Raw genomic sequence first — 15064 nt, 5'->3', positions numbered from 1 at the left:
CACGCCGGTTCGATTCGCAGGGGGCTCAGGCCGCCGCCTCGTCCTCCAGGTCCCCTTCGATCAGCTCGTGCTCGATCTCCTGCGCCGCGGTCGTCAGCCCGCGGACTTCCTTCAGGTTGGCCAGATAGACGATCGCGCCGGTCAGGCCGCAGGCGTACATCAAGACGCGGAAGGCCATCATCGCCAGCGCGCCGCTGGGATGTCCCACCAGCTTCAAAAGCTGATCGGCGACCCCCTCGCTCAGCCCAAGCGCGCCGAAGGGGAGCGGGACGGCCATCGTGAAGAGCGTAAGCGGCCCCATCAAGAAGTGCTGACCCAGGGTCGTGACCATATCCGGGAAGAGCATCCGGCCCATCAGGTAGAACGCGAAGACGTTGAGCGAGTGCCCGACCGTCGACAGCCCCAGGGCCAGCGCCACGACGCCGAGCCGGGAGCGGTAGGTCGTCGACATGGCGTCGAGCTCGGAGACCACGGTCCCCAGCTTGCCGTGGCGGGGGCCAATCGAGCCGGGGAAGAGCCGCGAGAAGACCTTCCCGAAGATGGCCCCCAGCAGGAGGAATCCGACGCCCGTCGCGATCCAGGCCGCCAGGATCAGCCGCCGGACCTCGGGCGTCGCCAGGCCCCAGGCCGCCGCGCCGGCGATCGACGCCAGCACGAACAGCCCCATGAGCCCCAGGATCCGGTCGATGACCATCGAGGCGACCGCCTGCGTCTTGCGGATGTGCATCCGAACCAGATACGCCGCCTTGATCAGGTCGCCCCCCACCGCCCCCGGGATGACCAGATTGAAGACGTAGCCGATGAAGCCGAGCAGGAACGTCGAGCGGAGGGTGAATCGAGGCTCGATCACCCGCACCAGGGCGTACCACCGGATGAACGTCAGCATCACGCTGAACTGGAAGACGACGATCCCGACCAGGAGGAGCCGGAGGTCGAGCTTGCGCGAGAAGACCTCCAGGATCTTGGCCCGGTTCTGGTGGACCACCAGGGCCAGGAGCGCGAACGCCAGGGCGATCAGGCCCAGGTTCACGAACGTCCCGACGTACGATTTCTTCGGTTGTTCCGCCGCCGATTCCAGCGTGTCGACCGTGCTCAAGGGGGGGCCTCCGGTGCGTCGTTCCGATTCCGTTCGTCCGTCGTCAGATCGTGCCCTTGGTCGAGGGGACCTCGTTGGTGCGCGGGTCGCGCTCGGCGGCGTCGCGGATCGCTCGGGCGGCGGCCTTGAAGATCGCCTCCGAGATGTGGTGCGAATTGCGGCCGTAATGGAGCAGGACGTGCAGGTTCATCCGGCCGTGGGTCGCCACCGCGTGCCAGAAATCGGCCACCAGTTCGGTGTCGAACGTCCCGATTTTGGGGGTGGGCATCGGCGCGTTCCAGACCCAGTAGGGACGGCCCCCCAGGTCGACCGCGCAGGTGACGAGCGTCTCGTCCATCGGCAGGATGCAGTGGCCGTAACGGCTGACGCCGGCCTTGTCGCCCAGCGCCTGATCGAGGGCCTGGCCCAGGCAGATGCCGATGTCCTCGGTCGAGTGGTGGTCGTCGATGTGAGTGTCGCCCTGACACGTCACGGAGAGGTCCACCAGCGCGTGACGTGCGAACGACTCCAGCATGTGATCGAGGAAGCCGACGCCCGTGGAAAGCTCGGCGCGGCCCTGACCGTCGAGGTTCAGGGACAGGCGGATGTCGGTCTCGCGGGTCTTGCGTGCGATCTCGGCGACGCGCGGGGATTCGCTCACGGGTGTCGGTCTCGGCCTGGAGGGATCGGGATCAAGCAGACCTGGGCGATTGTAGCCGATCGCCGGGCCGCCGGTCAGGTGAGATCGCGGAGGACTTCCAGCAGGCGGTCGATCTCGGCGTCGGTCCCCACGCTGATCCGAAGCCCGGCGGGGTAGCCGGGATAGCGCATCAGGCGGACGAAGATGTTCCGCCCCTTCAACTCCTGGAACGTCGACTCGGCCGACGGCCCGCCAGTCGTCCAGACGAAGTTCGTCTGGCTGTCGGTCACGTCCCGTCCCATCCCCCGCAGCGCCGAGGTCAGGCGGTCGCGGGTGGCGAGGATCTTCGAGCGGGTCTCGCGCAGATACGCCTGGTCCTCGAGCGCGGCCTTGCCGGCGGCGAGGCTCAGCGCGTCGCAGTTGTACGAGTCCTTGACCTTGTTCAGCTCGGCGATGATCGAAGGGTCGGCGATGAGGTAGCCCAGGCGGAGCCCCGCCAGGCTGTACCCCTTGCTGAACGATCGGGTCACGATGACGTTGGGGTGGTCTTTCAACAGGCCGATGCAGTTCTCGCGGGCGAAGTCGCCGTAGGCCTCGTCGACGACCAGCGGGCAGTCCAGCCGGCTCGCCAGCGCGGCGACCTCGGAGGGAGGGATCGCGGTCCCGGACGGGCTGTTGGGGTTCGCCAGGTAGACGAGCTTCACCCCCGGTTTCAGGAAGCCGTCGAAGTCCAGCCGCCAATCCTCGGTGAACGGGACGACGTGCGCCCGGCCGTCTTGCAGGCTGATGAGGGTGGAGTAGAGCAGGTAGCTAGGCGTCGGATAGGCCGCCAGGTCCCCCGGCCCGACGAACGCCCGGGTGAGGATCGTCAGGGCGTCGTCCGATCCGTTGCCGGCGAGGATCATGTCGGGCTCGACCCCGTGGAGCGTGGCGGCCGTCTTGCGGAAGGCCAGGCCGGTCGGGTCGGGATAAAGGCGGAGGCGGTCGGTGACGGCGTCGATCAGGGCCTGCTTGGCGAGGGGCGACGGCGGATAGGGGTTCTCATTGGTGTTGAGCTTGATGAACGCGCCCCCCTGGGGCTGCTCGCCGGGGACGTAGCCCTCCATCCGGGCGATGTGGGGCAGGACGTAACGACGAGGCTCCGCGGGACTTTCCACCTTCAGGGGCTCCTTGGTCGCGTTCAGGCTTCGGGGGCGGCTTCGGCCAGTCGGTCGAGCGCTTCGTCGGCGATCCGGTAGGTGGTCCACTCGTCCAGCGGCACCGCGCCGAGGGAGCGATAGAAGCCGATCGCCGGGTCGTTCCAGTTGAGGACGGCCCATTCCAGCCGGCCGCAGCCACGCTCGCGCGCGATCTTCGCCAGCGACCTCAGCAGGGACTTGCCGATCCCCCGGCCTCGGTGCTCGGGCTGCACGAAGATGTCTTCCAGGTAGAGGCCGGGCTGGCCTCGGAAGGTCGAGAACGTGTGGAAGAACAGGGCCAGCCCGACCGCCCCGCCTTCCACCTCGGCCATCAGGACCTCGGCGAAGGGGCGAGGGCCGAACAGGTTCCTGTGGAAATCCTCGGCCGTCGCCCTGGCGGACTGGCCGAGTTTCTCGTAGATCGCCAGTTCGCGGATCAGGTCCGCGATCGTCTGGGAGTCGCCCGGGACGGCGGGACGGATCGTGAACGAGGGCGTCGGCCGGGGTGTGGGTGCAAGCTGGCTCACGGTCGTCGGCTCCTTCGGGCCGGGGGCGGCGGTGCGGCGGCGGCGGGATTCCGGGTGGGGCGTCCTGGCCGGAGGACGTCAGGCCGGGTCGGCGCGGTCCAGGCGGACGTCGACGCTGAAGCGGTGCGCGGTCAGTCCTTCGACGTCGGCCAGCCTTCGGACGTCGGGCGCCAGGGCGGCGAGGCCCGCCCGATCGACCCCGATCAGGCTGGTACGCCGCAGGAAATCATTGGCCGAGAGCCCCGACGCCCATCGCGCGGTGCCGCTCGTGGGGAGGACGTGGGAAGGCCCGGCCGCGTAGTCGCCCAACGCGACCGGCGTCTCGTGGCCCAGGAAGATCGCGCCCGCGATCGTCAAGGCTGGCAGCAGGCGCTCGGGGTCGGCCGTCGAGACGTGCAGGTGTTCCGGCGCGAACTGGTTCGAGAGCGCGACGGCGTCTCCTTCGTCGCGGCATTCGATCAGGGCCCCGAATCGCTCCAGGCTCACGCGGGCCAGGTCGCCGCGACTGAGGACGGCGAGTTGGCGGTCGAGCGAGGCCTGGACGCGATCCGCGAGGCCCGGCGTCCAGGTCAAGAGGATGCTCGCGCCCGGGGAGTGCTCGGCCTGGCTGATCAGGTCGGCGGCGATGTAATCCGGGTGAGCCGACTCGTCGGCGATGAGGACGAGTTCGCTGGGGCCGGCGATGCTGTCGATGTCGACCTCGCCGTAGACCTGCTTCTTCGCCAACGCGACGAACAGGTTGCCGGGGCCGACGATCTTGTCGACGGCCGCGATCCCCTCGACGCCGTAGGCCAGCGCGGCGACGGCCTGCGCGCCGCCGATCCGGTGGACCTCGGTCACGCCCAGTTCGCGGCAGGCGGCCAGCAACTCGGGGTTGTAGCCGCCGAACCGGGTGGGGGGGACGACGACGGCAATCTCGGCCACCCCTGCGGCCTGCGCCGGGACGACGGTCATGAGGAGCGTCGAGGGATACGCCGCCGCCCCGCCGGGGATGCAGACGCCCACGCGACGCAGCGGCGTGTACCGCAGGCCGAGCTTCACGCCGGGCTTCGGTTCGAGATGCACGTCGTGGCTGAGAATCGCCCGCTGGTAGGTCAGGACGTTCTCGCGGATCCGGGCGATCGTCGCGAGATAATCCGGATCGGCGTCGCGGTGCGCCTCGTCCAGCTCGGCCTGGGAGACGCGCACGCCGCCGGGCTGGAGTTCGACCCCGTCCAGCTTGCGCGTGTAGTCGAGGACGGCCTCCAGGCCCCGGGTCGCGACGTGGTCGCAGATCCGCTCGACGACCTGGGGTGGGGAGAGGGGCTCGCCGAAGACGGCGAGGGTCCGCGCCCGCCCTTCCGGGCTGACGACGTTCCCCTTCGGGCTCAGCTCGCGGCGAAGGGAGGCGATCGCCTCCCGGGCGTCGTCGCGGGCGCAGTCGATTCGGCGGATTCTGACGCTCAAGGTGCTCGCTCACGATCTCGAGGCCGGCGGGATTCTCGGGACCTCCATTATCGCGCTTCGCCGCGATCCTGCAACGGCGGCGGGCGCGAAACGGAGGGCGGAGGCGCTCAATCCGCCGGTGCCTCGGGATTCGCCGCCAGGCCCCAGAGGCCCAAAAGACCGAGGATCGCCAGGTCCGCGAACAACAGCGGGGCGAACGCCGGGGCGCCGTACAGGAACGACTCCCAGAGAGACGCCGACGGCCGCGCGAGGTTCGCCTCGACGTGGAGATAGAAGCCGATCAGCCCCACGAGCATCTGCAACCCCATCACCCCGGCCGTCATCCAGCGCAGGGGGCCGTTGCGGGGGACCACCAGCACGGCGACCAGGAATCCGAACGCGATCGCCGCCGAGACGACGCCGGCCCACTCACTCGGCCGGAAGAAGCCGTTCTGCGCGTGGTCGGCCAGGCTGAGGACGAAATTCCCCATCCAGCCGCCGGCCGCCAGGACGACGACCCAACCGGCCCATTCCGGCGATCGAGCGTCGACCATCCGATTGAGCAGGACCAGAAATCCCAGGCCCGCATAGGCCAACGGCGCGGCGAACGGGGCGGTGTAGACGAGGTTCTTGAGCGTCATCTCGCTGAAGAAGTCGCCCCTGAGGTGGAGGATCAGGCCCGCGATCCCCACCACCAGCGATCCCCAGCCGACGAGCAGGCCGATCCCCCGGGCGAGGGCCGACCGTCCTCGGGAGACGCCCGGCGCGGGCCGCGCCCGCGTCGCCGGCTCCGGCCCGCCGATCAACATGGCGAGCAGGAGCAGCGGCGCGGAGGCCAGCGAGAAGGCCACCGGGATGTACTCGGCCGGATGCTCGAACGCGTTCATCGCATGGGCGACGGCCACGTCGACGGCCAGGAACCCGATGTTGCCGATCGCGAACAGCTCCGTCCAGAACAACGGGCGGCTGGGCCACCCTTTACTTCGAAGCTGCCGGAGCATCGGCCTCGCCTCCCGGCTTGTCAGGGGTGGAGGCCGGCTTGTCTTCCGGCTTGAACACGTCCTCCGGCAGGTCGTCCCCCTTGGGGGACTCGACCGGCTTCGCCTCGGGGCCCGGGGCCGGGCTCCGCGATTCGGGCTTCGTCTCGGGGGCGGCCTTCGCCGGTTCCACCGGGGTCGACTCGGGCTTGGGGGTAGCCTCGCCCTTGCCCGCCGCGACGCGGATGTCCTCGGCGGACTTCTTCAGCTCGGTCAGCTTGCTGACGATCTCGTAATAGCCGTGCCACTGGACGAAGTCGGCCCCTCCCATGTACGCCCCGTGCTTGGCGGTCCGTCCGCCGTAATGCCACAGGTCGAAGTGGAGGTACTCGATCGGCTCGTCGAACGGCTCGGCGGTGAGCAGGCCTTCCTTGCGGAGGCCGGCCATGATGTCGTCGGACTCCTTGACCAGCTTGTTGGTTGAGCGCACGACCCCCTCGGCCTCGCCGTAGAACTGGAGGATCTTGGGATTCGTGTGGCACTTGAGGCAGATGGCCTTCATGTTCCGACGCCCTTCCTCGTATTTGGGACGGCGATCGGAGACGGGGGCGAACAGGAAGTAGGACAGCCGCTCGGTCACGTCGTGCGTGAACTTCTCCCCCTCAAGTCCGCTCATGTGGCAGGTGGCGCAGGTGGGGACGGGCATGTCGGCGGTGTCGAGCTTCTCCGGCCGGGCGGCCAGGTTCATCTTCCCCCGCTGAGCGTTGAAGAGGACGCCGTGCTTGGACTCGTGGTAGATCTCCAGTTGGGAGTGGTCCGGCCCCATGTGGCACTGGCCGCAGGTCTCGGGGAGGCGGGCCAGCTCCACCGACGCGACGTGGCGGGCGTGGCAGGCGGTGCACGAGCCGATCGAGCCGTCGGGGTTGGGCCGGCCGATGTCGTGGCACTGCTGGCAGCCTTTGTTGACGGCGGCCTTCCCCTCGATGGCGGTCAGCGGGTGCGCCGGACGCTCGACGGCTCCCTTGTGGATGGCCTCGCTGAAGGCGATCTGCTCGGGCGTGAAGTCGGCCGTCCCGGAGACGGCGGCCCAGGCGGGGGCGGCGTGCCGACTTCGCAGATATTCGTCGAACTGCTTGGGATGGCACCCCTGGCAGTTGGCCGAGGTCAACTTCTTGGTGATCGTGAAGCCTTTATGATCGTAGGGCTCCTGGCCCTTGGTCGGCTGGTGGCAGTCCAGGCAGTTGATCCCCGCCTTGCTGTGGAGGCTCATCTCGTACTCGTGCACGACGGCCGACGTCTCCTTGCGGTGGCAGTCGGCGCACTTTCCGGTGGCCTTGACGAGGTCGGCCGTCGGTCGGGCGACCTCGTGTCGCGGACGACGGGACTGAAGCATAAACGCCGATACGATCATGGCCGTGCTGAGGAGGACGGCGATGAACAATCCGCGGAACGACATGGTCGTCTCCCGGTGAAACCGTAGCTCGGGACGTCGGTGAAGGACGATCCGCCGACGCGCCCCCAGGCCGCTCCCGGCCGCCTGCGGCGGGGCCGACGCTCTGGAGGACAGTGATCAGCCCTTGTGCGAGAAAGGCGCCAGCGGCGGGGATGCGGACGACTCCGCCCCCGCTCGATCCAGAAAGGGGTTTCGGGCCCTGACGCGGCTCCCGTCCAGTCTTTTCAGAATACATCGACGAACGCGTTCAGCCAAGGGGCTGCCACGATTCCTCCTCGGAAGCTCGGGAGCGCGGAAAAACCCTCGCGGCGCGGGGCGGCGAGGGCGGGGCGGGTCGCCCGCGTCCGTTCAGCTCGACATCCGGCGACGAGACCGCCAGACGGCCCCGCAGAGGATGGCGAGCCCTGCCATCGCCAGGCTCGACGGCTCGGGCGTCGTCGCGATCGGGACGGTCGAGGGATCGTATCCCGCGTACATCGGGACCCGGACGCCGGCGAGCATTCCGTCGCCGTGGCGGGTGCCGAACGAATTGACGAAGACCGACCCGTCGATGGAATTGGCGTTGGTCAGCAGGGCGTTCGGGGCGAGCAGGCTGCCGGCGAAGTTGTTCCTGTTGAGGTCGACCTCCCTGGCTTCGTAGAAATTCCAGATGATGTTCGCGACCGCGCCGCGGAACGCGCCGTCGAAGTTCAGGCCGTTGCGGAAGTCCAGATCCACGCCGCCGACGTTGAAGACGATGGACTGGCCTTCGCCGAACTTGTGGCCGTTGAGGTCGAGCGAGAAGCCGCGGACCTTGTTGTTCTCGAACAGTCGCTCGCCGTCGACGTCGAAGACCGCGTTCCCGAGGGAATCCACCGACAGAACCTGGAATCGGGCGGTGTCGACCTGCTTCGTCGAGATGAAGATGGACTGCTCGCCCCCCTTCATGGCCTGAAAAGCCTGGGAATCGGCGAGCAGTTCCTTGGCGTCGGCGGCCTTGATCTGGGATGCGGAGGAGTCGAACTTGACGCTCGCGCCGTCGCGGGCCGACACGATCCGGGCCTTGCCGTCGGTCGCCCCGTTGATCGCGCCCCCGATGAGGCCGTCCCCCTTGAGGATCTTGATGGTTTCAGGGTTCTTGCCGCTGGTCTTGACGTCGCCGCCGACCATCAGCGAGGGATTCGACGATTCGGGCGAGCCTTGCTTCGCGGCGACCTCGAAGGAGTTCTGGACGTAGAGGTTCCCCCCCACGCGCACGGCCCCCTGGACGTTGGAGCTTGCATAGAGATCGCCGGTCGTCACCAGATTCCAGTTGGTCAGCAGGTCCGCCCGCGCCGGCATGGCCGTCGAGGCCAGGCACGTCAGGAAGAAAACCAGCCCGCACTTCGTCTGCTTCGTCATGGCGTTGCTCGTGGTGCGCGACGGCCGTCGATCAGGATGGTCCCTTCCGAACTGGAGGGGAGCGGTCGATCCACTCCCTGCGACGGCGTCGTCTCTATCAACCAGTAGGTCGCGATTGCGGACGAGGAGAAACGAATCATCCGGGCGTTCCAGGAAGTCGGCGGCGGTCGCCGGGATGATGAGCGTGAGGCGCATAAAAACCCCCGCGAGATCGCGGGGGCTGTGGGGCGTCGGAGTCCTGGATCGCGGCGGTCAAACCGACCGTCGACGGAGTCGCCAGGCGGCGGCGCCGAGAGCGGCCAGGCCCGCCATCGCCAGGCTCGACGGCTCGGGGACCGCGGACGGCGGGGGGACGTAGCCCAGGTAGAGCGGGGTGTGGATTTCCGCCCGCATGCCGTTTCCGTACCGGGTGCCGAGCTCCTTGACGAAGACCGATCCGTCGATCGTGTTGATGTTCGTCAGGATGGCGTCGGGCGCGAGCATGGCGCCGCGAAAGTTGCTGTTGTTCAGGTTGATGCTCGTCGCTTCGTAGAAGTTCCAGATGATGTTCGCGACCGAGCCGACGAACCCGTCCGTGAAATTGTAGGACCTGGCGAAATCGAAGTTCACGCCGCTGACGTTGAAGACGACCGATTCGCCCTTGGCCAGGCTGTGCCCGTTCAGATAGAGGGAGATTTGCTGCACCTTCGTGTTCTCGAAGAGCGACTCGCCGTCGATGTCGAACACGGCGTTCCCGTTCGCGTCGAAGTTCGCCCCGGTCAGGGTGAACGCGGCCAGGCCGTCCTGGCCGACGGGCGACGGGATCACGACCGCCCCGCCGGTCGACGCCATCGCCCGGAAGGCCGCCGAGTCGGCCTTGAGCTCGGCGTAGTCCGCCGCGCCGACGCCGCTCACGCCGGAGTCGAACGTGACCGTGCCGCCGGGCGCCTGGGACACGACGATCGACTGGTTGTTCTGGTTGGGGTTCGTGGCGCCGCCGTTGACCGTCCCGCCGATCACGGCGCTCCCCTTGTTCACCTTCACGGTCGAGGCGTTCTGCTGCGCGGTGATGACGCCGCCGCCGACCACCAGGGCGGGGCCGGTCGCGACGCCCACATTGGCCGCAGCTTCGAACGTGTTCTGCACATACAGATTTCCACCGACGCGGACGCCCCCTGGGCGTCGTTCGCCGCGTAGAGATCGCCGGTGGCGATCAGGTTCCAGGTCGTCAGAAGGTCGGCCCTCGCCGTCGTCGGCGTCGCAATGGTTCCCAGGAGGAGAAGGATCGATACGGACTTCACAAGCTTCGACATGGAGACTCCGAATCCGACGGGTTCACTCGTGAGGCGGCTCTCTGCACGCCGTCCGCTTCGGTCGCCGGACGGCGAGCCGCCTCACCTGGCACTGCATGATTGCAGTCCCATCGAACACCCGCCGCCCCCGGGCTTCAAGCGATGAGGCTCAGAAGCCACCCAAGCCGGGATTCCGGCGGCCGCATGAGGCCTTCATGCATCGTCTCGCCCGCTCGGCGCAACATTTACGGCCCATCGGCGATAAGTCGAGGAGACGGGCGAAGCGGCGGGAAGGCCCAGGGCGGATTTGTCTTGAATCGTGCTTTCGATTCGTTTCCAATGCGGCGGATTTCGAGTCGACCGGCTCATGAACTCCCCAGCGACAGGGGCGGCGGAACTGAGTCGCCAGGATGACGAAACGGAGAGACGGCACGTGACGCCCCCGAATCCTTCGCCCAAATATATCCTTCTGTTTATTAACAGCCTCTTGCTTCGGCTCGCTTGCTTCACGGGGCTGATCGGCTCGGACGACCTGGGATATTCTCGCTTCGCCCAGCACATCGCCGATTCCAGTTACGCGATCGAGGCGCACCATTACGCGATCCGTTTTGGTCTGCTCCTTCCGGTCGGCCTGGTCTATCGCCTGTTCGGCCTCGCCGAGTGGACCACGATCTTGCTGCCGTTGCTCGCTTCGGCCGGGTCGGTGGTCGTGCTCGCGTTGATCGCGTCGGACCTGTTCGGAAACCGAGCGGGAGTCGTCGCGGGGCTTCTCTACGCCACACTTCCCATCCAGCTTCGTTACGCGACGATCCTCGTGCCGGAGACGTTGGCGGAGTTCTACGTCCTGCTCGGCGTGCTGGCCTATGTACGCGCGAGGCATGGGAGCCGGTTGCTGCCCGGGTTCGTCGCCGGCCTCTGCTGCGGCGTCGGCTATTTGACGAAGGAACCCGCGCTGTTCATCGGCCTCGTCCTCGTGGTCGACGCGGCGAGCGGACGTCGATGGCGGACCGCGCTGGGCGTGTGCCTCGGCTGCGCGTCGGTCCTGGCTCTGGAGCACGCGTACTACCTGGCGGCCTCCGGGGATCTCCTGTTTCGGCCCCATGCCATGGCCTTGCATGAGCAATCGGAGATGGTCCTGAGCGTCAACCGCGATCTCCGCTACCGGCTGCTCAAGTCCTATCCGCGCATGCTCGTCCTGCCGAATCAGGACTTCGGAATCCATTCGATCGGCTGCCTCGCCCTCGCCGCCTGCGCGCCGTGGTTCCTCGGGGCGAGACGTTCGATGCTGCTCATCCTTTGGGCCTTGATTCCCGGGGCGTACATCAATTTCGGCAGTTCCAATCTGAGCCGGTTCGTCGCCCTGCCCGTTGCGCCGCGTTACCTCGAGTTCATCTTCCCGCCGGTCATGATCCTGGCCGGGGCCGTGATCGACCGCGCCCTTTCCGCGGGGAGGGCGAGAACGACATTCGCCTATGCGGCGACAGGCTTGATCTGCACAGTCGGCTTCCTGTGCGGACTCTCGACCGCCGGGCGGGGGTATAACACGGATGACGTCGCCGTCCTCCGAGAGATCGCCAGGAAAGCGGCGGAGAATCGGTGGGAAACGGCCAGCATCGCGGAAAGTGAGGAGGCGGACAGGTGGGCTAGGACGCTCGCGATCCTGGCCCCTGCCCTCCAGCCCGCCCCAGAGGGTCGGGCCGACGTCGTCATCGGGCCGGACGCCACGAACTCTCCATTCGTGTCGACCCTCAGACGCGACCTTCGGAACGCCGAAGAGGCGACGACGCCCGCGGCGCCACCGACTCTTCCCGACGATCGGTCCCGCGAGGCCGGGCGCTGAGGGGAACCGGAGCCCGACGTCCCGATGTCACGGGGTCCTGCCGATCCAGTCCTCGAACCGCGTCGACCCGACGATCGGGCTCGACTCGGGGTTCAGGCCGCGGCCGTCCAGGGCGGCTCCGAAATAGCGGGCTTGCGGGTCCGCGACCACCTTCCGTCCATCCCCCTTCGCGGCGAGGAAGCGTCCCACGAAGTCGGCGATGGAGAGCGATTCCGGCCCCGCCACCTCCACCGTGCCGTTGTGCGGCGGCTCGGCGGCGACGCCGGCGAGCGCGGCCGCCACGTCGTCGGCCGCCAGCGGCTGCATGGGCGCGGTCGGGAGCCGAATCTCGCCGTCGTCCGACCCGGCGATCGCGCCGAGGAATTCGAAAAACTGGGTCGCCCGGACGATCGTGTACGGGATTGCGGAGGCCTTGATGAGGGCCTCCTGAGCGACCTTCGCCCGCATGTAACCGCTGTCCGGCAGCCGATCGGCCCCGACGACCGACAACGCGACGTGGTGCCCCACGCCGGCGGCCCGTGCCGCGGCCATGATGTTGCGCCCCGAGGTCTCGAAGAACGCCAGGACCGCCCCGTCCTCGAACGAGGGAGAATTGGAAACGTCGACGACGACCTGGGCGCCCGCGAACGCCTCGCCCAGGCCCTCACCCGTCAGGGCGTTGACGCCCGAGGAAGGAGACGCCGACACGGCGTCGTGTCCGCGCTCCCGCAGAAGAGGAATCAGCTTCTTTCCGATGAGCCCGCTGCCGCCGATCACGACGATCTTCATGCCGATCTCCTGTTGAAAAACCTAGTCGACCTGGGCCGAAGACCAGCGGGCCAGCTTGTCCGGGTTGCTGGTCATGTACACCGCTCTGACCCCGCCCTCGATGCGCAGGGACGCCACCTGGACGACGGCGCCGTCGAACACGAACACCACGCCGGGCTGGCCGTTGACCGTGGTCGGAAGCATCTCGCAGTTAAGCCGCTTCTTTCCGAACACGCCCGAGAGGAACCGGGCGGCGCGTTCCCGACCGAGGATCACGACCCGGGCGGCCGAGACTCGGCCACCACCGTCGGAATGGACCTCGGCGTCTTCCGCGAGCATCCCCTCGACGGCCCTCACGTCCCCCGCGCGGCAGGCTTGCAGGAACCGCTCAGCCAGCCCCTCCGCGCGCACCGGCGACGCGGGGAACCTGCGTGTCGAGTCCAGGCCGAGCCGACGCCGGGCGCGACTGACGATCTGGCGGGCGGTCGCCTCGGGCTTGCCCAGCACCTCGCTGATCTGGGCGTACTCGTAGTCGAACACCGTCCGCAGCAGGAACGCCGCCCTCTCCTGGGGCGACAGCCGCTCCAGCAGCAGCAGGAATGCCTGGGTGAGTGATTCGGACAGGGCGGAAGCCTCGTCGGCCTCTCCCGTCGCCACCGGCTCGGGGACCCAGGGTCCGATGTACTCCCGCCTTCGCCGCGCCCGCAGCCGGTCGATGCAAAGGCGGGTGGTGGTGCGGATGAGAAATCCTTCCGGCGAGGAGACGCCGCCGGCGGTCTGATACCGCACGAAGGCGTCCTGGACGGCGTCCTCGGCGTCCGCCACGCTGCCGAGCATCCGGTAGGCGACGGACATCATTCGAGGCCGCATGGCGATCACGTCGTCGGTCATTCCGCCCTCGCGCGGTTGGCGCCTGGGTTTACTCCGCGTGCTCCGGGATGACGAGACTCGCCGCGTCGCGCGGGTGCAAGACCCACGCCAGCATGCGCATCTTGACCTTGCCCGGATTCCTGGACACGCGATGCAGGCATCCGCCCGGCTCGTAGAACGTCTCGCCCGCCTTGAGGATCCTGGCGGGATGGTCGTCGACGGCCCACTCGTACTCCCCTTCCAGGACGTACCCGAACGCCGGTCCCGGATGTCGGTGCGAGACGCCCGCATGACCGGGCTCCAGCGTCACCTCGACCGCCGTCGCGTTCATCTCCTTGTCGTCGAGCTTCTCGGCGATCTCTACGACCGTCAGCGGCTTGACCGCTTCCTGGCTCTCGTCATGCCGGGCCGCAGCCAGACCGACCGTCCCCAGCATCATGGCCGATGCCAGTATCAGCTTTTTACGAGTCATCGCATTCCCTCCGCCGAAGTGAAGTGAAGGTGTCGTGTCGTCTGGAATCAAGGACGAATGGACCGCGTCGTTTTGTGACAGACGGCGAAAATCCAGGCCGGACCAGGCTCGGCGAGGCGATCTCGACCGCCTTGATTGATGAGGATGATCGGGCCAGGGTCGCCCCGGTCGATCCTCGACCGCATGCGCCGGGGGAGGCGAGCCCAACAGACCCGGAGCTTCGCCGCCGGTCGCACCCGTTGGGAACTAGGCCTTGAAGCGGCTCAGGACGAGCGCCTTCGGTCGAGATTGGGCGTGTGAACGGCCGCCGAGGAGACGGAGGCGTGGAAGGCGATCCCCCCGGGTCCTGCGGGAGCGTTCGGAGGGAGCTAGGGACACGACCGGCCGACCCCGACGCAAAGGTATTTGAGTGTTGAACCTTGCGGGTTGAGTCTTGACCCGATGAGCGATGAGTGTTAAAGCGGCATCGGCATCGTGATCAAAGGTGTATGGCCCGCGGGCCACACGACGGCGGGTTCCCCCGCCGCTCCCCTTGGCCGCGGCCGACCGATCGTGTGTCTCGCTAGCCGGCCAGGTCGAGGACCGCCTGCGGCAGTTCGACCCGGGTCGAGGCGTTGTACTGGTTCAGCCGATCCTGGAGCTTGTCGATCTCCGCTTCCAGGCTCCGCACCATCTCCAGGACTTCGGGCTTGGTGATCGTGGCGGAGTATCGGTATTCGGCCCCGTTGTAGCCCGGCTCGGCGCCGTGCTTGGTGTTCAGGCCGTTGAGCATCTGGATGAGGGATTTCTTCTCGCCGAGGCGGAGGACGTCTTCATAGATCGCGACGTTCGCCCGCTGGATGGCCGCCTTGACCGCGACCAGGGCCTCCTGGAGGTTCAGGAGCCGCTCATATTCGGCCCGGACGTCCACGGAGGTCCGGCCCTCCTCGTCGCGCTGGCCCGCCAGGATGCTGTTGTAGGTCTCCACGTTCGCACGGGCCTGGACGAGCCGCCCGGCCAGGCGGTTCTTGATCGAGAGGGCCTTGGCCAGGCTGACGGGCTCGCTTCGTGGTGGTTCCATCGCGTCGCTCCCCTCGGATCGTCGTAGGCCTTCTCCCGGATCACCTCAGGATAAGGCGATCCCTGCTCCGATACCAGCCTCCGAGACGACGCGCGACGTCGACCGGCGATCGCCGAGCCGGCGGTTGCCGCGAGGCGTCGGCGCCAGGT

At 67.8% G+C, this 15064-nt stretch carries 14 protein-coding genes; 1 reads left to right on the top strand and 13 read right to left on the bottom strand.

The window, feature by feature from the left end; all coding sequences use genetic code 11:
• Positions 1–25 precede the first annotated feature (25 nt).
• The 9 genes from VT85_RS05680 to VT85_RS05640 all read right to left on the bottom strand — a co-directional run bounded on the left by VT85_RS05680 (position 26) and on the right by VT85_RS05640 (position 9858).
• Positions 26–1096, bottom strand: coding sequence for a lysylphosphatidylglycerol synthase transmembrane domain-containing protein (locus VT85_RS05680; RefSeq protein WP_197491115.1), 1071 nt, complete (start codon positions 1094–1096; stop codon positions 26–28).
• Between the two features lie 43 nt (positions 1097–1139).
• Positions 1140–1736 carry an imidazoleglycerol-phosphate dehydratase HisB gene (gene hisB / locus VT85_RS05675; protein ID WP_068411797.1) on the bottom strand — a complete coding sequence of 199 codons (597 nt, stop codon included), beginning with the start codon at positions 1734–1736 and terminating at the stop codon, positions 1140–1142.
• A gap of 74 nt (positions 1737–1810) precedes the next feature.
• On the bottom strand, positions 1811–2872 hold the full coding sequence (hisC, locus tag VT85_RS05670; protein ID WP_231871458.1) for a histidinol-phosphate transaminase: 1062 nt from the start codon (positions 2870–2872) through the stop codon (positions 1811–1813).
• A 23-nt stretch (positions 2873–2895) separates the two neighbouring features.
• Positions 2896–3420, bottom strand: coding sequence for a GNAT family N-acetyltransferase (locus VT85_RS05665; RefSeq protein ID WP_068411792.1), 525 nt, complete (start codon positions 3418–3420; stop codon positions 2896–2898).
• Between the two features lie 78 nt (positions 3421–3498).
• On the bottom strand, positions 3499–4866 hold the full coding sequence (gene hisD, locus VT85_RS05660) for a histidinol dehydrogenase (RefSeq protein WP_068411789.1): 1368 nt from the start codon (positions 4864–4866) through the stop codon (positions 3499–3501).
• A 107-nt stretch (positions 4867–4973) separates the two neighbouring features.
• Positions 4974–5846 carry a hypothetical protein gene (locus VT85_RS05655; protein ID WP_156512698.1) on the bottom strand — a complete coding sequence of 291 codons (873 nt, stop codon included), beginning with the start codon at positions 5844–5846 and terminating at the stop codon, positions 4974–4976.
• Positions 5824–7278 (bottom strand): ammonia-forming cytochrome c nitrite reductase subunit c552, encoded by a 1455-nt coding sequence (locus VT85_RS05650; protein WP_068411783.1) that lies wholly within the window; start codon positions 7276–7278, stop codon positions 5824–5826. Before VT85_RS05650 ends, VT85_RS05655 begins: the two co-directional genes overlap by 23 nt.
• A 345-nt stretch (positions 7279–7623) precedes the next feature.
• Positions 7624–8655, bottom strand: a complete 1032-nt coding sequence (locus VT85_RS05645; protein WP_197491114.1) for a collagen-binding domain-containing protein — start codon at positions 8653–8655, stop codon at positions 7624–7626.
• Between the two features lie 252 nt (positions 8656–8907).
• Positions 8908–9858, bottom strand: coding sequence for a collagen-binding domain-containing protein (locus VT85_RS05640; RefSeq protein WP_255377002.1), 951 nt, complete (start codon positions 9856–9858; stop codon positions 8908–8910).
• 501 nt (positions 9859–10359) lie between these two features.
• Here VT85_RS05640 and VT85_RS05635 point away from each other — a divergent pair.
• On the top strand, positions 10360–11766 hold the full coding sequence (locus tag VT85_RS05635) for an ArnT family glycosyltransferase (protein WP_197491113.1): 1407 nt from the start codon (positions 10360–10362) through the stop codon (positions 11764–11766).
• A gap of 27 nt (positions 11767–11793) precedes the next feature.
• Here the strand turns inward: VT85_RS05635 and VT85_RS05630 are convergent, their stop codons facing one another.
• The 4 genes from VT85_RS05630 to VT85_RS05615 form a co-directional block, all read right to left on the bottom strand.
• Positions 11794–12534 carry an SDR family oxidoreductase gene (locus VT85_RS05630; RefSeq protein ID WP_068411771.1) on the bottom strand — a complete coding sequence of 247 codons (741 nt, stop codon included), beginning with the start codon at positions 12532–12534 and terminating at the stop codon, positions 11794–11796.
• A gap of 21 nt (positions 12535–12555) precedes the next feature.
• Complete coding sequence (gene sigJ / locus VT85_RS05625; RefSeq protein WP_068411768.1) at positions 12556–13404, bottom strand: RNA polymerase sigma factor SigJ; 849 nt, start codon at positions 13402–13404, stop codon at positions 12556–12558.
• Between the two features lie 28 nt (positions 13405–13432).
• Positions 13433–13855 (bottom strand): cupin domain-containing protein, encoded by a 423-nt coding sequence (locus tag VT85_RS05620; protein ID WP_068411765.1) that lies wholly within the window; start codon positions 13853–13855, stop codon positions 13433–13435.
• A gap of 562 nt (positions 13856–14417) precedes the next feature.
• A complete protein-coding gene (locus VT85_RS05615) occupies positions 14418–14915 on the bottom strand; it encodes a hypothetical protein (RefSeq protein ID WP_068411762.1) in 498 nt (165 codons plus the stop codon).
• Between the last annotated feature and the right edge of the window lie 149 nt (positions 14916–15064).

It is taken from the genome of Planctomyces sp. SH-PL62, from assembly GCF_001610895.1.
GTDB lineage: Bacteria > Planctomycetota > Planctomycetia > Isosphaerales > Isosphaeraceae > Paludisphaera.
Note: the sequence above shows the minus strand (reverse complement) of the source record. Positions and strands in the feature narration are given on the sequence as shown.

Bases quoted from the DNA above. Each gene is read 5' to 3' on its own strand.
- VT85_RS05620 (WP_068411765.1), bottom strand. From the start codon at position 13,855: ATGACTCGTAAAAAGCTGATACTGGCATCGGCCATGATGCTGGGGACG.
- VT85_RS05630 (WP_068411771.1), bottom strand. From the start codon at position 12,534: ATGAAGATCGTCGTGATCGGCGGCAGCGGGCTCATCGGAAAGAAGCTG.
- VT85_RS05645 (WP_197491114.1), bottom strand. From the start codon at position 8,655: ATGACGAAGCAGACGAAGTGCGGGCTGGTTTTCTTCCTGACGTGCCTG.
- VT85_RS05655 (WP_156512698.1), bottom strand. From the start codon at position 5,846: ATGCTCCGGCAGCTTCGAAGTAAAGGGTGGCCCAGCCGCCCGTTGTTC.
- VT85_RS05615 (WP_068411762.1), bottom strand. From the start codon at position 14,915: ATGGAACCACCACGAAGCGAGCCCGTCAGCCTGGCCAAGGCCCTCTCG.
- sigJ (WP_068411768.1), bottom strand. From the start codon at position 13,404: ATGACCGACGACGTGATCGCCATGCGGCCTCGAATGATGTCCGTCGCC.
- VT85_RS05650 (WP_068411783.1), bottom strand. From the start codon at position 7,278: ATGTCGTTCCGCGGATTGTTCATCGCCGTCCTCCTCAGCACGGCCATG.